Origin of the sequence: Microbulbifer salipaludis, assembly GCF_017303155.1 — a bacterium.
Taxonomy (GTDB): domain Bacteria; phylum Pseudomonadota; class Gammaproteobacteria; order Pseudomonadales; family Cellvibrionaceae; genus Microbulbifer; species Microbulbifer salipaludis.
In genome coordinates this window covers 1,301,571-1,320,924 of the sequence record NZ_JAEKJR010000001.1, presented here as the reverse complement: position 1 = coordinate 1,320,924, position 19,354 = coordinate 1,301,571, and the positions used below count along the sequence as shown (strand labels likewise).

The window sequence follows — 19,354 nt, the reverse complement described above, 5'->3', positions numbered from 1 at the left end:
ATCAGGCATTACGACCGCTTAGGCTGTTTCGATAGAAACAAACTTACGGTTGTTGGCGCCCTTCACCTCAAACTTCACTACGCCATCAGCGGTAGCGAACAGGGTGTGATCTTTGCCCATACCAACGTTAACGCCAGCGTGGAACTTGGTGCCACGTTGACGAACGATGATGCTGCCTGCGGAAACCGCTTGGCCGCCAAAGCGCTTAACGCCCAGGCGTTTACTTTCGGAATCGCGACCGTTGCGCGTACTACCGCCAGCTTTCTTATGTGCCATGAGTAGTTACTCCTCTTCTATTACCTGGTGATTAGCCTTTGATGCCAGTGATTTTAACTTCGGTGTACCACTGACGGTGGCCTTGACGCTTCATGGAGTGCTTACGACGACGGAACTTGATGATTCTCACTTTCTCGCCGCGGCCGTGGCTCAGCACTTCTGCAGTCACCTTGGCACCTTCCACAACCGGTGCACCAATGTTGATGGTGTCACCGTTCACTACCATCAGAACCTTGTCGAAATCGACAGATTCACCAGTAGCGACTTCAATTTTTTCCAGGCGCAGTACTTCGCCTTCTTCTACACGGTGTTGTTTGCCACCGCTTTCGATAACAGCGTACATATCTCTATGCTCCAAAATGGACGACACGAAGCAGCGGCCGGGTCACGATCTATGCTATAGAGAGATGTGACCAGATAGCCAGCATTTTGGGAGCTTGCGCCGTTGGTGTTGAAAACGTCTTTCCCGCTCGACCCGGTTCGTGTCCTGTAGCGACAGGCAGGGCCCGGTTCAAGCGGGGCGCAGATTCTAATCAATTCGCCCGGTTGATACAATAGCGCGTTTTTCGGACAGGCCAAGGGAGCAAGGCGGCGGTCATCGCAGCCCTATCTTGCCCCACCTGCCTTTCCGCCCGCGACCAAAACGGCTAGTCTTGCCGCCGTGAGAGATAATGAGCGCAGTATAAGGAACCCAGAATGTTGCCCTTCCACCAGGTAGCCGCCGACGACTTCGCGGCCGTCAACCAACGTATCATTGATCAGCTGCACTCCGACGTCCCGCTCGTGGAAAACATCGGACACTACCTGGTTGAGGCCGGCGGCAAGCGCCTGCGCCCACTGCTGGTACTACTGTGCAGCCGCGCAGCCGGCTACACCGGCGATAACCACATCACCCTGGCCGCCATCATTGAATTTATCCACACCGCCACCCTGCTGCACGACGACGTGGTGGATACCTCCGATATGCGCCGCGGCCGCATCACCGCCAATGCCCAGTGGGGCAACGCCCCGGCAGTACTGGTGGGCGACTTCCTCTACTCCCGCGCCTTCCAGATGATGGTGGCCCTCAAGGATATGGACATCATGTCCATTCTGTCCGACACCACCAACACCATTGCCGAGGGCGAGGTGCAGCAGCTGGTCAACGCCGGCGATCCGGCAGTCACGGAAGCAAACTACCTGACGGTGATCCACAAGAAGACCGGCGCGCTGTTCGAGGCAGCCTGTGAAACCGCCGCCGTGCTGGCCGGCTGCAGTGAGGACGAGCGCAAATCGCTCAAGCTGTACGGGCGCCACCTGGGCTCCGCCTTCCAGCTGGTGGACGACGCCCTGGACTATCGCGGCAACGCCGAGGAACTGGGCAAGAATGTGGGCGACGATCTGGCCGAAGGAAAACCCACCCTGCCCCTGATCCACGCCATGGCCAACGGCACCGCCGAGCAGGCCGCACTGGTGCGCGAAGCCATTGAGCAGAAGAGTGCAGACAAGCTGGCGGAAATCGTGGCGGTCATCGACGCCTGCGGCGCGCTGGACTACACCCTGCAGCGGGCCCGCGCGGAGGTCGACCTGGCACTGGAAAAACTGGAGTTCCTACCGGAAGGCGCGCACAAGACGGCGCTGCAGCAGCTGGCCAACTTTGCCATCGAGCGGACGGTCTGATCACTTCCCAGTACCCATAAAAAAACCCGGCAGCAACGCCGGGTTTTTTATGGGAGCGCCATTGAAGCCTTACAGCTTCATGTCGCCAAAGAAGTTCTTCACCCCTTCAAACCAGCCGGTCTGGCGGGGAGAGTTTTTCTTCTCGCTCAGGGTGTCGGCGAACGCCTCCAGCAGCTCTTTCTGCTTGGCGCTCAGGTTCACCGGGGTCTCCACCACCACCCGGCACAAAAGGTCGCCCGGCGCACCGCCGCGCACCGGAGTTACCCCCTTGCCACGCAGACGGAACAGTTTGCCGGTCTGGCTTTCCGCGGGAATTTTCAGTTTGACCTTGCCTTCCAGCGTAGGCACTTCCATTTCGCCACCGAGGGCGGCGGTCACGAAGCTGATGGGCACCTCGCAATACAGGTTCTTGCCATCGCGCTGGAACAGCTCGTGCTCACGCACCATCACCTGAACATAAAGGTCGCCTGCAGGCCCGCCGTCCGGCCCTGCCTCACCTTCGCCGGCGAGACGGATGCGGTCACCGGTATCGACACCCGGCGGCACCTTGACCGACAGGGTCTTGGTCTCTTCCACCCGACCGCGGCCGTGACAGCTACCGCAGGGGTCGCTGATGACGGTACCGCGCCCGCGGCAGTTGGGGCAGGTCTGCTGTACCGAGAAGAAGCCCTGCTGCATACGCACCTGGCCGGCGCCACCACAGGTGCCACAGGTCTGGGGCTGGGAGCCGGCCTTGGCACCGGAGCCGTGGCAGGTGCCACAGTTGGCCAGGGTCGGCACCTTGATCTTGACGGTGGTGCCGCGCACCGCGTCTTCCAGATCCAGGTCCAGGTCATAGCGCAGGTCGGAACCGCGCTGGGGGCCGCGACGGCCGCCGCCAGCGCCGCCGCCAAAGATATCGCCGAACACGTCGCCGAAAATATCGGAGAATCCGCCAAAACCGCCGGCACCCGCACCGCCAGCCTGCCCCTCGACGCCGGCGTGGCCGAACTGGTCGTAAGCAGCTTTCTTCTGCGGATCGGACAGGACTTCGTAGGCCTCGTTGGCCTCCTTGAACTTGTTCTCCGCCTCTTTATCGTCAGGATTGCGGTCCGGGTGAAACTTCATCGCCACCCGGCGGTAAGCCTTTTTCAGCTCTTTTTCATCCGCACCCTTGCTGACGCCAAGGACTTCGTAGTAATCGCGTTTGGACATAGCTCTGTGTGTTCTTTTTAAACTGCAGAAGGCGCGAGAGCCCAGTGTGAGCGCCCGCGCCTTTTTGTATCACCCTGCCAGCAGCGGCCGGCAGGGCAGAGACAAGTGGTTGATTACTTGTCTTCTTTCTTGTCGTCTTTGACTTCTTCGAACTCGGCGTCCACTGCGTCGTCACCGCCAGACTTACCACCTGAACTCGCCTGCTCGGCCTGCTCCGCGGCCGCTTCGCTGGCTTGCGCCTGCTCCGCGTACATTTTCTGGGCTACCGGGCCAGAGGCTTCGGTCAGCTTGGTGGTGGCCGCTTCCATAGCTGCCTTGTCGTTGCCTTTCACCGCTTCTTCCGCTTCGGAGAGCGCCGCATCAATCGCCGCCTTCTCGTCTGCCGTGGCCTTGTCGCCGGCTTCTTCCAGCGTCTTGCGCGTGGCAGAGATCAGGCCGTCGAGGGTATTGCGGGTGGTGACCAGCTCCTCGAACTGCTTGTCCGCTTCGGCGTTGGCCTCGGCGTCCTGTACCATTTTTTCGATCTCGTCATCGGACAGGCCGGAAGAGGCCTTGATCACGATGGACTGCTCCTTGCCGGTCGCCTTGTCTTTGGCGTGCACGTGCAGGATACCGTTGGCATCGATATCGAAGGTCACTTCGATCTGTGGCATGCCGCGCGGCGCCGGCGGGATGTCGGCCAGGTCGAAACGACCCAGGGACTTGTTCTGTGCGGCCTGCTTGCGCTCACCCTGCACCACGTGAATGGTCACCGCAGTCTGGTTGTCATCCGCGGTGGAGAACACCTGGGACTTCTTGGTCGGGATGGTGGTGTTCTTGTCGATCAGCGGGGTAGCCACGCCACCCATGGTTTCGATACCCAGGGTCAGCGGGGTGACGTCCAGCAGCAGTACGTCTTTCACGTCACCGCCCAGTACCGCGCCCTGAATCGCTGCGCCCACGGCAACCGCTTCGTCCGGGTTCACGTCTTTGCGCGGCTCTTTACCGAAGAACTCGGTCACCTTCGCCTGCACCAGCGGCATGCGGGTCTGACCGCCCACCAGAATCACTTCGTCGATGCCGGACGCAGACAGGTCCGCGTCGGCCAGCGCGGTTTTTACCGGCTCCAGGGAGCGGGTGACCAGGTCTTCCACCAGGCTTTCCAGCTTGGCGCGGGTCAGCTTCACAACCAAATGCTTGGGACCGGTGGCGTCTGCGGTGATGTACGGCAGGTTCACTTCGGTCTGCTGACTGGAAGACAGTTCGATCTTGGCTTTTTCCGCGGCTTCTTTCAGGCGCTGCATCGCCAGGGGATCGCCTTTCAGGTCGATGCCCTGTTCTTTCTTGAACTGCTCCGCCAGGTAGTCGATCAGGCGCAGGTCGAAGTCCTCACCACCGAGGAAGGTGTCACCGTTGGTGGACAGCACTTCAAACTGCTTCTCGCCATCGACGTCGGCGATTTCAATGATGGAGATATCGAAAGTACCACCACCCAGGTCGTAGACCGCGATGGTGCGGTCGCCGCCGGCTTTGTCCATGCCGTAGGCCAGCGCTGCCGCAGTCGGCTCGTTGATGATGCGCTTGACGTCCAGACCTGCGATACGGCCGGCGTCTTTGGTGGCCTGACGCTGGGAGTCATTGAAGTAGGCCGGCACAGTGATTACCGCCGCGTCTACTTTCTCACCGAGGAAGTCTTCCGCGGTTTTCTTCATTTTCTTCAGCACTTCAGCAGAGATCTGCGGCGGTGCTTTCTTGTCGCCCTTCACCTCTACCCAGGCATCGCCGTTTTCGGCTTCAACGATGGAGTAAGGCACCATCTTGATGTCTTTCTGTACCACGTCGTCTTTGAACTTGCGGCCGATCAGACGCTTGACGGCGTACAGGGTGTTGGTGGGATTGGTCACAGACTGGCGCTTGGCGGACTGGCCCACCAGCACTTCGTTGTCGTCGGTGAACGCAACGATGGAAGGGGTTGTGCGATCGCCTTCCGCGTTTTCAATTACACGAGCCTTGTCGCCGTCCAGTACTGCCACACAGCTGTTGGTAGTACCCAGGTCGATGCCGATGATTTTTCCCATGGATCTGATTCCTCACTTTGCTGCGCGCCGGATTTCACCCTGGCTGCGCACATTTGTATTCGGTTGCTGCTTATATTGGTGCCGCCATTGGGTTTTCAAGGGCACCGCAAGCAGCGATTTAGAAATCCGCCTTACGGCGCCTTGCTGACAACGACCATCGCCGGGCGCACCAGGCGGCCGTTCAGGCGATAGCCCTTCTGAAACACGTCGAGCACCGTGTTCGGCTCCACATCCCCATTGGGCACCTGGGTCATGGCCTGGTGCAGTTCCGGATCAAAGGGCTCGCCCGCCGGATCCACCACTTCCACACCGGCTTTCACCAGAGTGTCGATAAAGGACTTCTGGGTCAGCTCGATGCCCTCGATCACCGCCTTCTGCGCTTCATCGCTGCTGTCGATGGTGGAGAGCGCGCGCTCCAGGTTGTCCACGACCGGCAATAACTCCTTGATCAGCTTCTCCACACCAAACTTGTGTGCCTTTTCCACATCCTGCTGGGCGCGGCGACGGGCATTCTGTACCTCAGCCTGGGCGCGCAGCACCATGTCTTTATGCTCGGCGAGCTGCTGGTGCAGGGAGGCAATTTCCTCCTCCAGAGCCGCTTCTTTATCCGCATCCCGGTCAGCTGCCAGCTCTTCCGCCAGCGCCTCTTCGGCCGCGTGCTGCTCTTCCGCATCCGGGGTTTCCACCTCGGCGGCCTGTTCGCCGGTCTCAATCTGTTCGTCTTCGCTGCGCTCTTTGGCCACTGCTTTCTCCGTCTGTGTCCGTCGGTCTACTGCCAATTGGTCAAATCGTTGTAAAACTTGCCCGGGAACCTGTTCAGGCACCGGGAATGCAAGGCTATATGGGGGCTGCGCCAGTCACTTCAAGAGGATGTGGCCATACGCAGGCGCAACACGGGGGCAAACGTCAGGGTAGTGTGGGGAGCGGGCGCTTGGGATAGTTGATTCACGCACATTCAACGCCCGGGGTGATTGAAAGGGGGCGGCCAAATACTGTATAAACAACCACTATTCGGATAGCCACGAAAATAATCTCATGTTGCTGCACCTGTCTATCAGCCAATTCACCCTGGTCGACCAGTTGGAACTGGAATTCGGCCCCGGCACCAGCACCCTCACCGGCGAGACCGGCGCGGGCAAATCCATCACCCTGGATGCCCTCGGCCTCGCCCTGGGCGACCGTGGCAATGGCGAGCTGGTACGGGCCGGCGCCAAGCGCGCAGACATTCACGCAACCTTCGATATCGCCCAGCACGACGAGGCGCGCGCCTGGCTTGAGGAGCAGGAAATGGATGCCGGGCGCGAGGTGATCCTGCGCCGCACCATCAGTGCCGATGGCCGTTCGCGGGCCTACATCAACGGCCAGCCGGTGACCCTGATGCAGCTGCGCACCCTCGGCGAGCAGTTGATTGATATCCACAGCCAGCACGAGCATCAGTCGCTGCTGAAGAAGGACACCCACCGGCGCCTGCTGGACGAATACGCCCACGCCGAAGCGCACAGCGCCGAAGTACGCATTCACTACAAAACCTGGCAGGACCAGTACCGCCGCTACCGCAAACTGGCCGACAGCGCCGAGGAAACCCAGGCCCGCCGGGACCTGCTGGAATACCAGCTGGAGGAACTGGAGCAGCTCAACCTGCAGCCCAGTGAGCTGGAAGAGCTGGAAAGTGAGCAGCGCCAACTGGCCAATGCCGGCGATATCCTCAATGGCAGCTACCAGCTGGCCGCACTGCTCAATGGCGGGGAAGGCGATATTGCCGAGCAACTGCACCGGGCACTGCAACTGGTAGGCGCCATGCCGGAGCAGAGTGCGGCACTGGCGGAAGTGGCGCAGATGCTCGACAGCGCGCGCATCCAGATCGAAGAGGCTGGCAGTACCCTGTCGCGGCATATCGACCGCTTTGAAATCGACCCGGAGCGCCTGGCCGAAGTGGAAGAGCGCCTCTCCGCGATTTATTCCATCGCGCGCAAGCACCGGGTACAACCCACCCAGCTGCCCGAGCTGCAACTGCAGTGGCAGCAGGAGCTTGAGGAGATCGGTGCACCGGATGCCCTCGACAAGCTGGCCGCGGAGTGCGAGGCACTGGAACAGGCATTCCGCACCAGCGCCAGCAAACTCAGCAAGCTGCGCGCCGCCGCTGCCACCCAGCTCGCCGAGGCCGTCAATGCCCAGCTGGCCGACCTCGCCATGCCCCACGCCCGTGTGGAACTGGCACTGAGCCCGCTGGACAAACCCTCTGCCACCGGCCTCGAAGAAGTGGAAATCCTGATCGCCACCAACCCGGGCCAGCCGCCGCGCCCGCTCGGCAAGATTGCCTCCGGTGGCGAATTATCACGGGTCAGCCTGGCCATCCAGGTGATCACCGCGCAGACCTCGCGCACCCCCACGCTGGTGTTCGACGAGGTCGATGTGGGTATCGGCGGCGCCACCGGTGATGTGGTCGGCAAGCTGCTGCGCCAGCTGGGCGAACGCGGGCAGGTCATCTGCGTGACCCACCTGGCACAGGTAGCGGCACGCGCCCACCGCCAGTACCTGGTGGAAAAACACAGCGACGGTGACAATGCCTTTGTGGCACTGCGCGAGCTCAAGGACGAAGAACGCTGCCGGGAGATCGCGCGTATGCTGGGGGGCGAGACCACCGCCCAGTCCCTCGCCCATGCGGAAGAAATGCTCGGCCGCCGCTGACGCCCCTCAAAACCTATCAGTCACAGATTTTCGGCCCGCAAACCCTGCGCGGGCCGAAATTGACCGCATGTGGCATAAAATTCACCTTATACTCCCGCGCCCCGAACCATCCCTCTGCCGGGTTGGAAACCAACTACACTGACGGGCAAAGAACGCGGTCGCACCATGCAAACAACCATTTTCAACACTCCCATCGTTACACCCGTCCTGCGCCTGGTGGCGCGGCTACTGCTGAAGCTGCACGGCTGGAAAGTCGTCGCCGACGAGCGCGCGCTGAAGCTGAAAAAATACGTGCTGCTGGCCGCGCCGCATACGTCCAACTGGGATGGCTACTTCTTCATTCTCGCGGCCCTCAAGCTGAAGGTGAACCCGCAGTGGATGGGCAAAGACAAACTGTTCCAGTTCCCCCTGGGCGGTGCCATGCGCTGGTTTGGCGGTATCGCCGTGGATCGCAGCAAGGCCAACAACCTGGTGGAAGCCACCATTAACCAGTATAAGTCCCGCGAGGAGCTGGTGATCGCAGTGCCGCCCGAGGGCACCCGCGGCAAGTCCGAACGCTGGAAAACCGGCTTTTACCACATTGCCCGCGGTGCGGCGGTACCGGTGGTGTGCGGCTTTATCGACTTTGCGCGCAAAGAGGCTGGCCTGGGGCCGGTGATGGAGATGGGCGAGAACCTGGCCCGCGAACTGGCACGCTTTGGCGAGTACTACGCCACCAAGGTCGGCAAGTACCCCGGCGACTACACGCCTCCGGTATAAACCGCAGGCGGCAGCCAATATCAGAACTTACAAAAAAGGGGGAGCGTTAGCTCCCCCTTTTTTGTAAGTGCGAAAGAAGGGTGCGCCGTTTAGCTATCCTTCTTCTTCACATACAGCACCAGACTGTGGCCGGTCAGCTCGTAGCCGTGCTCCTCGGCGATCTGGTGCTGCAGCTCTTCAATCTTTTCATTGTGGAATTCGATCACCTTGCCGGAGTCGGTACACACCATGTGGTCGTGGTGGTCACCGCGATCCAGCTCGAACACCGAGTGGCCACCATCGAAGTTGTGGCGCATGACCAGGCCGGCGCTCTCAAACTGGGTCAGTACCCGGTACACCGTAGCCAGCCCTACATCTTCTCCGGCTTCCAGCAGCATCTTGTACACATCTTCTGCGCTGAGATGCTGTTCATTGGCACTTTCCAGCAGCTGGAGAATTTTCACTCGCGGCAGAGTGACTTTGAGGCCCGCTTTGCGCAGTTCCTGGTTTTCGTTCGACATGAGTTATTCAGTTCCGCAGTGTGCTCGTTATCGCTATATCGTCGTTCGAAATAGTCGCTTGTAATAAATGGCGCCGTGCCTGTCGGCAGGCGCACAGTTCGGGTATTATCCACGCCCAGTGAAGTCAGCGGAACCCCAGGCGCCAAATCGGCCCCAAAAGCACGGCAATATGGCGGCTGCGGGGAACTTTATCGGTAGATTGGCGACTATTCATGTCATGTTGACTCGGGCTGTTGCGTCAACAGCGGCCGCGTCGATGTTTACCCGCTGGTCCGCTATGCTGTCCACAGCACCGGAGCGCCGCTTCGACACCCTGAGCCAGGGAAACCAATAAAAATTCAGATGGAGCATTCAATGCCATCAGTTGTACGAATTCTACTGATTACCGCACTCTGCAGCGTTGCCACGGCCTGCAGCCTGTTCAAGTTTCCCGGCGTTCACCGCATCCAGGTGCAGCAGGGCAATATCATTACCCAGGAAATGGTGGACCAGTTGAGGCCCGACATGACCCGCCGCCAGGTGCGTTTTGTACTGGGTACTCCCCTGCTGGAAGACACGTTTAACCCCAATCGCTGGGATTACATCAATCGTGTACGCAGCCCCAAGGGCGAAGAGACCCAGAAGCGTTTTTCCGTGTACTTCAACGGTGATCGCCTGATCGGGACCAGCGGCGACTGGCAGCCCAGCGGCTGGCCCTGATCTGCCCAAGCCATCAATGACCTGCAGCAGGGCTCAATTGCCCTGCGCCTGCCGCTTCGCCTTCTCCGCGCGCTGCTTGCGCGCCTCCTTCGGATCGGCAATCAGCGGCCGGTATACCTCCACCCGGTCCCCCGGCTGCAGTACATATTCTGCAGCCACCGCCAGGCCCTTGGTCCCCAGCGCCTGACCGAAGATCCCCAACTTCGCCGTTGCCGGGTCCACCTCCGGATACTCCTTTGGAATCCCCGACTGCTCCAGCGCCTGCAGGGCGGTGGTGCCCGGCTCCACCAGCAGGCTCATCAGGCGCTGCTCATGGGGCAGCGCGTACACCACTTCCACGGCAATGGTTTTCTGGTTGGTCATGATTCGGCTCCGTAAATCTGTTTTGCCCGCTCACACATCGCGTCCACCATCTGGTTGGCAATCCCACTGAACAACTTGCCTGCGGCGGCCCCCAGCAGTCGGTTCTGCACACTGAACTGCAGTGCGAAGCTCACCTTGCAGGCGTTCTCTGCCAGCGGCGTGAACAACCAGGTGCCGTTGAATTCACTGAACGGGCCGTCCACCAGCACCAGCTCCATACGCTCCGGCCGAAACAGCCGGTTGCGGGTCACGAAGCTCTGGGAGATACCCGCGCGGGACAAATCCAGGCGCGCCTCCAGCGTCTCGGCATCCCGATGCAGTATTTCCGCGCTGCGGCACCCCGGCAGGAACTGCGGATAGCTGGCGACATCATTCACCAGGTCAAACATCTGCTCTGCACTGAACATCACCAGCGCGCTGCGCTCAATATTTGTCATTGATTAAACCTTGCCCGACAACTACGGTTTTCTTGCCTATCTGGTGGGAGGCTGACCGATTTTAGCCACGGACGCTACTCAAGGCGGCTAAATCCTGCAACAATCCGTCCTTTCGACTGCAGGTAATCGCAAAGACTACCCAGTCCCACAATCATTCTGGCGACAAGAATAACAGGCAAGCGAGAAGATTTATGTCCGCAGCAAGAGAACATTTTGGCTCCCGTCTCGGGTTCGTTTTGGCCGCCGCCGGCTCCGCCGTCGGTATCGGCAACCTGGTTTCCTTTCCCGTCGCTGCCACCAAAAGTGGTGGCGGTGCGTTTTTGCTGGTGTACGCGCTGTTCGTTTTTCTGATCTGCCTGCCGGTAATGATGGCCGAACTGGCCCTCGGGCGTAAGTCCGACAAAGACCCGGTGGGCGCTTACCGCCAGCTTTCCGGCGGCTCGCGCCTGTGGCGCATCCCGGGCTGGTTCGCCCTGATCACCCCCTTTATGATCGCCGTGTTCTACATGGTGGTGACCGTATGGATTCTTGGCTACCTGGTGGAAGTCTTCAAAGGCAACCTGGGCCTGCTGGCCACTGAGGCCTACTTTGGCGAGTTCATCAATTCCAAAACCGTATTCCTGTACCTTATCGCGCTGATGCTGATCATCAACGGCGTGCTGTCGATGGGCGTGAAAGACGGTATTGAGCGGGCGGCCAAAACCCTGATGCCGATGCTGTTCGTTATGCTGCTGGTACTGGTACTGTTTGTACTGACCCGCGAAAACGCCATGCTGGGCGTGCAGTACTACCTGATTCCGGACTTCTCCAAGCTCACCTCGGAAGTGGTCAGCAAGGCCATGTCCCAGGCCTTCTTCTCCCTGTCTCTGGGCATGGGGATCATGATTACCTACGGCTCATATATGAAGCGGCGCGACTCCATTCCCGGATCCGCCCGTGCCGTCGCCATTACCGATACCCTGGTGGCGGTTACCGCCGGCCTGCTGATCCTGCCGAGCATTTTCCACTTCAATCCACAGATTGACACCACCACCCTGAGCGACTCCTCCGCCGGCATGATCTTCCTGTTCCTGCCGAAGATCTTCCTGTCGCTGCAGGACAGCATTGGCTACGCGGGCGCCAGCATTTTCGCCGGAGCCTTCTTCTTCCTGGTATTCATCGCGGCGCTGACCTCGCTGGTCTCCATCATCGAGGTGCCGGTGGCCACATTGCGGGACGAGCGCGGCATGTCACGCCGCAAGGCCATCTACACCATTGCCGCTATCCAGCTGGTGCTGGCGGTCGGCTGCGCCATGTCCTTCGGTATGGCAGACTGGCTGACCCAGTTCGTCACCCTGGCGGGCAGCAACAAATCGTTTTTCGACTTGGTAGAAATCCTGTTTTACGACACCATACTGCCCCTCAATGGCTTGCTGGTGTGTATCTTCGTGATCTACAAGTGGAAGAAAGCCAATTTTGACGCGGAGCTGCAGGAAGGTGACAAAGCCTTTGCCGGCTCCCTGTCGCAGAAGTATGTGAACTTCTCACTGGGCACCTTCATTCCGGCAATCCTGCTGTTGATCTTTATCAACACGGTTGCACTGAAGTTTTTCGGCTCCAGTATTTTCTAATGCATGTTGCCGTACCGGCACCTGATGTACCGATAGTTAGTTTTCATGGCAAAAAAGAAAAAGGCTCCGTCCTCAAACACCATCGCCCTCAACAAGAAGGCGAAACACGATTACTTCATCGAAGAGAAGTTTGAGGCGGGCCTGGAATTACAGGGGTGGGAGGTAAAATCCTGCCGCGAGGGCAAGGCCCAGCTCACCGACAGTTACGTACTGTTCAAGGATGGGCAGGCCTGGCTGCTGGGTGCGCGTATCCAGCCGTTGGCCAGCGCCTCCACCCACTACGTCACCGAACCCGACCGCACCCGCCGCCTGCTGCTCAACCGCCGCGAGATCGCCAAGCTCTTCGCCGCCGTTAACCAGAAGGGCTACACCTGCGTGTGCACCGCGATTTACTGGAAAAAGCACCTGATCAAGTGCGAAATTGCGCTGGCAAAAGGCAAGGCCTCTCACGACAAGCGCGAGACCGAAAAAGAGCGCGACTGGAACCGGGTGAAGCAGCGGGTAATGCGCACCGAGCACCGCTAACCGCCGAACCCGACAGCCAAACCATAACAAAAGAATAACGACGAGATTTACCATGAGTGCACCGCGAGGACAATTCAGCTCCAACTTCGGCTTCCTGATGGCCGCCGCAGGCTCCGCCGTCGGCCTCGGCAATATCTGGGGCTTCCCCACCAACGTGGCCGCCAACGGCGGCGCCGCCTTTGTGGTCGTATACCTGGTACTCGCCTTCCTGCTGGCGTACCCGGTGCTGATGGCGGAACTGTCCATCGGCCGCTACGCGCGCAGCAACATGGTAAAGGCCCTGCGCAGTATTTCTCCCGGCCCCGTGAGCCGCGGCGTGGGCACCCTGGCCGGATTTGGCGGCATCCTCGTTGCCTCACTCATCCTCAGCTTCTACGCCATTGTGGCCGGTTGGATGGTGGCCCATCTGGCGGATCCTTTCGCCAACCTGGTCGGCGCCACCGAAACCGCCAGCTGGCTCACCGGTGACAGCACCGCGCGCAACTTCACCTTCACCGCGATTTTCAGTGGTCTCACCATGCTGATCATTGCCAGCGGGGTTGAGAAGGGCATCGAGCGCTGGTCCACCCTGCTGATGCCGGCACTGCTTATTCTGCTGCTACTGCTGATCATGTACGTGCTGGCCCAGCCCGGCGCCGTTAAGGGCCTGGAAGCCTACCTGATCCCCGACTTCAGCAAGCTGTCACCGCAACTGCTGCTGTCCGCCATGGGCCAGGCCTTCTTCTCGCTGTCCCTCGGCGTTGGCACCATGCTGATCTACGGTTCCTACCTCAGCAAGCAGGAGAGTCTTCCCCGCCTCGGCGCGCTGGTGACCCTGATCGACGTGGGTATCGCGTTCACCGCCGGCCTGCTGATCCTGCCGGCGATGTACGTGGCCCAGGAAGCCGGCACCCAGATTTACTCCGAAGCCGGCGACCTGATTGCCGGCCCCGGCCTGATCCTGCAGGTACTGCCGGCCCTGTTCGACTCCATGGGCACCTCCGGACTGTTTGTGGCCATCGCGTTCTTCGCGCTGATGACCATCGCCTCCCTCACCTCCTCCATCTCCATGCTGGAAGTGCCAGTGGCGTTCTGTATCGAGAGCCTGAAACTGAAACGCAAGCCCGCCACCCTGCTGATGGGCGCCCTGATCTTTGTCATCAGCACCGTCATCATTTTCAATTTTGAGGCGCTGTTTGGCCTGGTGATCTCCGCGGCAACGGAATACGGTCAGCCGCTGCTGGGCGTTGCCCTGTGTGTCTTCGCCGGCTGGATCTGGCGCCGCGACCAGCTGCTGGTGGAGCTCCAGGAAGGACACCCGGGCATCGAGAACACCCTGTTCTGGAAAGTCTGGCCCTGGTACGTGCGCATCGTGTGCCCGCTGCTGATCCTCGCCGCCTTCGCGCAAACTGTGCTGTAATTACCCCGATGTACCCGCCGGGCTGCCGATACGCGCAGCCCGGCGACGCTTTACCTGACCCACGTCAGCCGAAGCCCTCCCCCGACCCCAGCTGCCCCGACACAATTCTATGCCTGCCAGAAAACCGCCCTCGATCTTCCGCAATCGCTCCGGCAACCGAGCATCCGGCCGGCCCGGGCAGCAACAACCCGCCCAGGGCACTCCCGAGGTCGATATCGAGCGCTTCAGTCACGAGGTACGCGGTATCGCCCGGCACCAGGGCAAGACTTTGTTTGTGGACAACGCCCTGCCCGGCGAGAAAGTGCGCATACGCTACACCGCCAGCCGCGCAAAATTCGATGAAGCGGTGGCCACGGACATCCTCAGTCCGTCTGACGATCGCCAGCCACTACCCTGCCCCCATGCCGAAACCTGCGGCGGCTGCGCCCTCCAGCATATGCAGCCCACGGCACAGATCGCCGCGAAGCAGCAGATCCTGCTGGACCAGCTGCAGCGCTTTGCCAGCGCCAGCCCGGAGCAGGTGTTGCCGCCTCTCACTGCCGACATTGCCGGTTACCGCCGCAAGGCCCGCCTCGGCGTCCGCTATGTGAAACCGCCGCACAAAAAAGGAGCCGCCAGCAAACCCCGCCTGGTACTGGGCTTCCGCGAAAAGCGCTCCAACAACCTCACCGACATCCGCGAATGCCTGGTGATGCCGGCATCCTTCTCCAGCCAGTTGCCGCAGCTGCACCAGCTCATCGAGCGCTGCCATGAGGGCCGGCAGATCTCCCATATCGAGGTCGCCGTCGGTGAAGACGCCACCGCACTGGTGGTCCGCCACCTCAAGCCCCTGCCGGACGAAGACCGCCAACGCTGGCTCGACTTCGTACAGCCACTGGGGTGGCACTTGTACCTGCAGGCTGACGACACCCCGCGCAAAGTGTGGCCGGAAGACGGTGACGAACGGCTCAACTACAAACTGCCGGAATTCGACCTCACCCTGCACTTCCACCCGCAGGACTTTGTGCAGGTGAACTTCGCCATCAACCGGCAGATGGTGCACCGCGCCATCGAACTGCTGGACCCGCAGCCCGGCGAACGGGTACTGGACCTGTTCTGTGGCCTTGGCAACTTCACCCTGCCACTGGCCAAACGCGCCGCCGAAGTGGTTGGCGTCGAAGGCGCCCTCGCGCTCACCCGCCGGGGCCGCGAGAATGCCGAGCACAACCGGCTCGGCAACGTGCAATTCCAGGCCGCCGACCTCACCGAAGACTTCTCCACCAGTCCCTGGGCCCGCGGCGGCTTCGACAAGATCCTGCTGGACCCACCGCGCACCGGCGCCCTCGAAGTGGTGCGCAACATCGCGCACTTTGGGGCCAAACGCATCGTCTACGTCTCCTGCAACCCCGCCACTCTCGCCCGGGATACCGCGGAACTTCTGCAGCGCGGCTACCGTCTAACTAAGGCAGGCGTGATGGACATGTTCCCCCACACCACCCATGTGGAGTCCATCGCCCTGTTTGAGCGCACGTAACCAGAAGGGCACTGAGCGGTCACAAAATTGTGCCGCCACCCTATGGTGGCCAGAGACCTTCAGGTATACTGCGCGACACGCAAATGCGTTTCGAACTGACCAGCCTGCACACACTGCACGTTGGGTCGAACCGGGGATGACTTGGATTCGACGTTGGTTGCGAAACCATGGGTGCATGCCGTGAGGGTAGCGAATCACGTAAATCCAAAGCTGCATTTTATTAGTTGCCAACGACGACAACTACGGTGCCCAACTCGCTGCGTAAGCAGCTTGGAAAGCACTAACTAAGGGTTCGCCCCTTAGCGGCCTACAGTAAGGTTCCAGTACCGCGCTGCAGGCTGTCATACAGAACTGGATCGTCCTGAAGCGTGCCTGACGTGGATGGCCTAAAACTTATTCAGGCTCGCTCTTAACGTCCTGCCCGCTGGGCTGTAAAGAGCTAAATCAATAGGCGGATCTAAGCATGTAGAGCCTCTGGCAGAGTGCTGACGGACGCGGGTTCGACTCCCGCCATCTCCACCAAATTAAAAAGGCCCGTTACCGCAAGGTAACGGGCCTTTTTAATTTGGCGAGCTGTCGCGAGAGGAATGCTTAGCGAGGGTTCGATCAACGCACGCAGTGCGTTAAGACAGCCGCAGGCTGCCCCGAAGGGGTGAGGTGCAAAGCACCGAATCACTCCCGCCATCGGGCGATCAGAGCTCTGCGAATCAGGATAAAACTCCTGTTCTGTATTGGTGGATATGCCCACCAAAATGTTCCCCCTATGTCTGATAGATACCGCGCTGTTTTACTAAAACTCTCACAAATTGATGTCACTCTAGAAGTCATGACACCTTGCCGACCCGAGCACACAAAAACTCCGTTATCGAAGAAACAATTCTTTCTGGCGCTTCCACGTTCGGATAGTGGCCAATATCTTCGAGTTCCACGATATCAGGATTGGGAATGAGCTCCCGGTATCGCTCTACCATATGCGCGCCGGAAATCGGATCAGATAGCCCCACGGTCAGACGAATGGGAATAGAGGGTTGCTGCAGTGCCGATACCCAGCGCTCGCGGTATTGGCGCCGCTGATTCATGTAATCCATCAATCGATGCATGACCAGCTTCCCGCGATTGTGGGTGATGAGTTTCCAGAAATCATCGATCTCTTGCTGCGAGGGTGACGTAGCAGGTCCGAAAATCTTCCTGAAATTTTTCTCCAGTTTTTCCCGACTGAACAATCGGGCGAGCAGTCCACCGCAAGGGCTGAGTATGAGTTTTTGTATCAACAGCGCCCGATGCGTTTCCGGGAACAAGCCGCCATTCAAAAGATGCAGCGACCGAATAGTAAACGAGAGTTTTCCATCCAGTTGGCGCGACAGCAGTTCTTGTGCGACGGTATCACCATAATCATGGGCGATCAGGTGCGCAGCCTCCACACCAAGCGTATCCAGCAAGTTTTCAAAAATATCGGCCTGTTCAAAAATCAGGTATTCTTGTCGTGGCTTGCTGCTGTAGCCAAAACCGAGCATGTCGAGAGTGATACACCGGTAATGTTCGGTCAATGCTGGCCAAATCTTTTTCCAGTCCCAGCTGGAGGTTGGAAAACCATGGATCAGTAGCAGCGCTGGCCCCTGACCTTCCTCCCGGTAGAAGATTTTATGCCCCCGGTAATCGAGATACTGCCCAGAATCACGCCACGCGGATAACTGCATCGCCCTGCCCCCAAGGTCGTTTGTTTATTGTATTGACGACGTTCTAACACATTAACACCTGTTACTCATCCGTTTTACCCTTCCAGGCTGAGCTCGGTATCAGCAATCCTGTAATGGCCAACAGATTCCGGACCGTAAATTACGCTTTTGCAGCAGCGCCAGTCCCCAGCATCGGGCCAGCAAGATTCCAGTACCGCGCTACAGGCTGCCATACAGAACTGGATCGTCCTGAAGCGTGCCTGATGTGGATGACCTAAAACATATTAGGGCTCGCTCTTAACATCATTGCCCTTTATTACGGATCGCAACACCCGCTGCCACGCGCTGTACTTTTGAATCATCGACAACAACTTTCCCGTTCACGATGACATAGGGGATACCGGTAGATGGCAGGGAGTTTTTGCCGATTTCTGGGCCCGCATTGTCCGTCACGCTATTGGGGTCAAATACCGTGATGTCTGCGACTGCTCCCTCCTGAAGGCGGCCGCGTTTCTTCATTTGTGGTACGTGTTCTTCCAGAAATTTGGCAGGGCCATAGGTCATCTTTGAGATAGCCTCCATCAACGGGATGGCCTTGGTCTCGCGCACCATTCGCAAGATTCTTGCATGGGCACCGGCACCGCGGGCGTGGCCATTCCCCTTGCCGAATTGCGTATCCCAGTCACCATTCAAACCGCCATCGACGATATACGGCATCGCGTCGGAACCAATGATGACACCGGGGCGGGTTAGTGCCTCTTTGATGTACTCATCTTTCATCGAGTACATCAATAACTGCGTGTCGGGCGCTTCCTTGCGTAGGCGGTCAAATTCTTTGTCGGTCAGCGCCTTGCCGGTTTCGGTCACCTTATAGTCAGAGGCTTTAATGCCGAGGCGGTCTTCAAACCCAGGCTTGTTGTAGTCGGCGTCGACGTAAGTACCCGCGTATTGGTAGGGATAGAATTCACCGACTACTTTTTGCCCCTTTGAGCGTGCGGCATCAATCAGGTCCAGGCACTCTTTGGTTAACCCGAGGCAGTTGCTAGGAATATGGTGCAACAGCAGGGGAACATCGTTTTCGCGCGCGATGGTCAACATTTCCGTCATCCCCATGAATCCGCTCGGCGGAATCTGCGACAGGTAGCGGACATGCGACGTGATTGGCACATTGTACTTTTTTGCCAGGCCGGTAACGGCCATAATTTCCGGGCTGCCAACAACGGTGTAGTAGCCGATTGGAAAGCCGATCCCTATGCCTCCCTGTTTTAGCCCCTCTTCCACGGCTGCGAGAATCTTCGGCTCATCCTTGGGGTCATACAGCTTTGTTTTCCACTGCTGCCCATCATCCATGGCGCGCGTTACAGAGCCCTCGTAGAGGACGCGCCCACCCGGGTTCTGACCATCGAGAACTTTCAGCCGTGCAAATGCGTGGGATACGGTGGCACCGTAATTTAACAGGGCCTTGCCCTCCCAATATTTGTAAAACTGATCGATGGGATACTGACCGACCTCCAGATCCATTGGTGTGGTCACGCCATCGCGCGCGTACAGCCGAAATGCAAAGTCATCCTGCCCATGGGAGTGGAGGTCGATAAAACCCGGCGCAACCACATGACCGGTCGCATCGATATTCCTCGCGCCCTTGATACTTTTGGTGGTAATAGACGTTACAACACCGTCCTTGATACCTACGTTAGCCACCGCGTCGTATCCCGTCTCCGGGTCCATAACGCGACCATTCGTGATGACAATGTCATACGCTTCGGCGAAGGCATGGGCGGTGAGCAATGGCACCGATATCAATCCCAGCCACGCCACGACAAGGGCTTTGAACACCAAATGAAACTGTGCGCGAATATGCATGAGGCCTGTCCTTGTTAGAAATACAAATGCGCTAAAACTCTAGTCGAACAGCATGAGAAATAAGTTCAGAGTTGGAATTTGACGCCAGAAAAAGATTCACCAGGGCTTGGTTCTTCCCCTGCTTCCGCCTTCGCCA

18 protein-coding genes and 1 other RNA gene are annotated in these 19,354 nt (G+C 59.1%); 9 read left to right on the top strand and 10 right to left on the bottom strand.

The window, feature by feature from the left end; genetic code table 11:
• Positions 1-18: 18 nt before the first annotated feature.
• A complete protein-coding gene (gene rpmA / locus JF535_RS05575; protein WP_010132157.1) occupies positions 19-276 on the bottom strand; it encodes a 50S ribosomal protein L27 in 258 nt (85 codons plus the stop codon).
• Positions 277-307: 31 nt separating this feature from the next.
• Entirely contained in the window at positions 308-619 is a 312-nt protein-coding gene (gene rplU, locus JF535_RS05570) for a 50S ribosomal protein L21 (RefSeq protein ID WP_010132159.1), read from the bottom strand.
• 353 nt (positions 620-972) lie between these two features.
• Here rplU and ispB point away from each other — a divergent pair, with 353 nt between their 5' ends.
• On the top strand, positions 973-1,935 hold the full coding sequence (ispB, locus tag JF535_RS05565; protein ID WP_206999987.1) for an octaprenyl diphosphate synthase: 963 nt from the start codon (positions 973-975) through the stop codon (positions 1,933-1,935).
• 69 nt (positions 1,936-2,004) lie between these two features.
• On the opposite strand, the gene dnaJ is transcribed toward ispB, so the two are convergent.
• The 3 genes from dnaJ to grpE form a co-directional block, all read right to left on the bottom strand.
• Positions 2,005-3,129: a molecular chaperone DnaJ gene (gene dnaJ / locus JF535_RS05560; RefSeq protein ID WP_206999985.1), complete on the bottom strand. Its 1,125-nt coding sequence runs from the start codon at positions 3,127-3,129 to the stop codon at positions 2,005-2,007.
• A 113-nt stretch (positions 3,130-3,242) separates the two neighbouring features.
• On the bottom strand, positions 3,243-5,186 hold the full coding sequence (gene dnaK / locus JF535_RS05555) for a molecular chaperone DnaK (RefSeq protein WP_206999983.1): 1,944 nt from the start codon (positions 5,184-5,186) through the stop codon (positions 3,243-3,245).
• A 131-nt stretch (positions 5,187-5,317) separates the two neighbouring features.
• The gene (gene grpE / locus JF535_RS05550) at positions 5,318-5,929 is read right to left on the bottom strand and encodes a nucleotide exchange factor GrpE (RefSeq protein WP_206999975.1); all 612 of its coding nucleotides are present in this window, start codon (positions 5,927-5,929) and stop codon (positions 5,318-5,320) included.
• Between the two features lie 292 nt (positions 5,930-6,221).
• Here grpE and recN point away from each other — a divergent pair, with 292 nt between their 5' ends.
• Positions 6,222-7,874: a DNA repair protein RecN gene (gene recN, locus JF535_RS05545; RefSeq protein ID WP_206999973.1), complete on the top strand. Its 1,653-nt coding sequence runs from the start codon at positions 6,222-6,224 to the stop codon at positions 7,872-7,874.
• A 165-nt stretch (positions 7,875-8,039) separates the two neighbouring features.
• Entirely contained in the window at positions 8,040-8,633 is a 594-nt protein-coding gene (locus JF535_RS05540) for a 1-acyl-sn-glycerol-3-phosphate acyltransferase (RefSeq protein ID WP_206999971.1), read from the top strand.
• 89 nt (positions 8,634-8,722) lie between these two features.
• Here the strand turns inward: JF535_RS05540 and fur are convergent, their stop codons facing one another.
• Positions 8,723-9,133 (bottom strand): ferric iron uptake transcriptional regulator, encoded by a 411-nt coding sequence (gene fur / locus JF535_RS05535; protein WP_066961733.1) that lies wholly within the window; start codon positions 9,131-9,133, stop codon positions 8,723-8,725.
• Between the two features lie 354 nt (positions 9,134-9,487).
• On the opposite strand from fur, the gene JF535_RS05530 reads away from it, so the two are divergent.
• Positions 9,488-9,832, top strand: coding sequence for an outer membrane protein assembly factor BamE (locus JF535_RS05530; RefSeq protein WP_206999969.1), 345 nt, complete (start codon positions 9,488-9,490; stop codon positions 9,830-9,832).
• Positions 9,833-9,865: 33 nt separating this feature from the next.
• Here JF535_RS05530 and JF535_RS05525 read toward each other — a convergent pair whose 3' ends face one another.
• Positions 9,866-10,195 (bottom strand): RnfH family protein, encoded by a 330-nt coding sequence (locus tag JF535_RS05525; RefSeq protein ID WP_206999967.1) that lies wholly within the window; start codon positions 10,193-10,195, stop codon positions 9,866-9,868.
• Positions 10,192-10,632: a type II toxin-antitoxin system RatA family toxin gene (locus tag JF535_RS05520; protein ID WP_206999965.1), complete on the bottom strand. Its 441-nt coding sequence runs from the start codon at positions 10,630-10,632 to the stop codon at positions 10,192-10,194. Before JF535_RS05520 ends, JF535_RS05525 begins: the two co-directional genes overlap by 4 nt.
• A 191-nt stretch (positions 10,633-10,823) precedes the next feature.
• Between JF535_RS05520 and JF535_RS05515 the strand changes: the two genes are divergently transcribed.
• From JF535_RS05515 to ssrA, 5 genes are all read left to right on the top strand, one after another.
• Positions 10,824-12,242, top strand: a complete 1,419-nt coding sequence (locus JF535_RS05515) for a sodium-dependent transporter (protein WP_206999963.1) — start codon at positions 10,824-10,826, stop codon at positions 12,240-12,242.
• Positions 12,243-12,287: 45 nt separating this feature from the next.
• The gene (smpB, locus tag JF535_RS05510; protein ID WP_206999960.1) at positions 12,288-12,767 is read left to right on the top strand and encodes an SsrA-binding protein SmpB; all 480 of its coding nucleotides are present in this window, start codon (positions 12,288-12,290) and stop codon (positions 12,765-12,767) included.
• A 52-nt stretch (positions 12,768-12,819) separates the two neighbouring features.
• Positions 12,820-14,166, top strand: a complete 1,347-nt coding sequence (locus tag JF535_RS05505) for a sodium-dependent transporter (RefSeq protein ID WP_206999952.1) — start codon at positions 12,820-12,822, stop codon at positions 14,164-14,166.
• 109 nt (positions 14,167-14,275) lie between these two features.
• On the top strand, positions 14,276-15,679 hold the full coding sequence (rlmD, locus tag JF535_RS05500; RefSeq protein WP_206999950.1) for a 23S rRNA (uracil(1939)-C(5))-methyltransferase RlmD: 1,404 nt from the start codon (positions 14,276-14,278) through the stop codon (positions 15,677-15,679).
• A gap of 132 nt (positions 15,680-15,811) precedes the next feature.
• Positions 15,812-16,201, top strand: a transfer-messenger RNA (tmRNA) gene (gene ssrA / locus JF535_RS05495).
• Between the two features lie 302 nt (positions 16,202-16,503).
• Here the strand turns inward: ssrA and JF535_RS05490 are convergent.
• Both JF535_RS05490 and JF535_RS05485 read right to left on the bottom strand, forming a co-directional pair.
• On the bottom strand, positions 16,504-17,376 hold the full coding sequence (locus tag JF535_RS05490; RefSeq protein WP_206999941.1) for an alpha/beta fold hydrolase: 873 nt from the start codon (positions 17,374-17,376) through the stop codon (positions 16,504-16,506).
• Positions 17,377-17,658: 282 nt separating this feature from the next.
• Positions 17,659-19,218 (bottom strand): amidohydrolase family protein, encoded by a 1,560-nt coding sequence (locus tag JF535_RS05485; RefSeq protein WP_206999939.1) that lies wholly within the window; start codon positions 19,216-19,218, stop codon positions 17,659-17,661.
• Positions 19,219-19,354: the final 136 nt, after the last annotated feature.

What these genes read in the sequence shown, in the direction of transcription:
- rpmA (WP_010132157.1), bottom strand. Translation starts at nt 276, where the DNA reads ATGGCACATAAGAAAGCTGGCGGTAGTACGCGCAACGGTCGCGATTCC.
- rplU (WP_010132159.1), bottom strand. Translation starts at nt 619, where the DNA reads ATGTACGCTGTTATCGAAAGCGGTGGCAAACAACACCGTGTAGAAGAA.
- ispB (WP_206999987.1), top strand. Translation starts at nt 973, where the DNA reads ATGTTGCCCTTCCACCAGGTAGCCGCCGACGACTTCGCGGCCGTCAAC.
- dnaJ (WP_206999985.1), bottom strand. Translation starts at nt 3,129, where the DNA reads ATGTCCAAACGCGATTACTACGAAGTCCTTGGCGTCAGCAAGGGTGCG.
- dnaK (WP_206999983.1), bottom strand. Translation starts at nt 5,186, where the DNA reads ATGGGAAAAATCATCGGCATCGACCTGGGTACTACCAACAGCTGTGTG.
- recN (WP_206999973.1), top strand. Translation starts at nt 6,222, where the DNA reads ATGTTGCTGCACCTGTCTATCAGCCAATTCACCCTGGTCGACCAGTTG.
- JF535_RS05540 (WP_206999971.1), top strand. Translation starts at nt 8,040, where the DNA reads ATGCAAACAACCATTTTCAACACTCCCATCGTTACACCCGTCCTGCGC.
- fur (WP_066961733.1), bottom strand. Translation starts at nt 9,133, where the DNA reads ATGTCGAACGAAAACCAGGAACTGCGCAAAGCGGGCCTCAAAGTCACT.
- JF535_RS05530 (WP_206999969.1), top strand. Translation starts at nt 9,488, where the DNA reads ATGCCATCAGTTGTACGAATTCTACTGATTACCGCACTCTGCAGCGTT.
- JF535_RS05525 (WP_206999967.1), bottom strand. Translation starts at nt 10,195, where the DNA reads ATGACCAACCAGAAAACCATTGCCGTGGAAGTGGTGTACGCGCTGCCC.
- JF535_RS05520 (WP_206999965.1), bottom strand. Translation starts at nt 10,632, where the DNA reads ATGACAAATATTGAGCGCAGCGCGCTGGTGATGTTCAGTGCAGAGCAG.
- JF535_RS05515 (WP_206999963.1), top strand. Translation starts at nt 10,824, where the DNA reads ATGTCCGCAGCAAGAGAACATTTTGGCTCCCGTCTCGGGTTCGTTTTG.
- smpB (WP_206999960.1), top strand. Translation starts at nt 12,288, where the DNA reads ATGGCAAAAAAGAAAAAGGCTCCGTCCTCAAACACCATCGCCCTCAAC.
- JF535_RS05505 (WP_206999952.1), top strand. Translation starts at nt 12,820, where the DNA reads ATGAGTGCACCGCGAGGACAATTCAGCTCCAACTTCGGCTTCCTGATG.
- rlmD (WP_206999950.1), top strand. Translation starts at nt 14,276, where the DNA reads ATGCCTGCCAGAAAACCGCCCTCGATCTTCCGCAATCGCTCCGGCAAC.
- JF535_RS05490 (WP_206999941.1), bottom strand. Translation starts at nt 17,376, where the DNA reads ATGCAGTTATCCGCGTGGCGTGATTCTGGGCAGTATCTCGATTACCGG.
- JF535_RS05485 (WP_206999939.1), bottom strand. Translation starts at nt 19,218, where the DNA reads ATGCATATTCGCGCACAGTTTCATTTGGTGTTCAAAGCCCTTGTCGTG.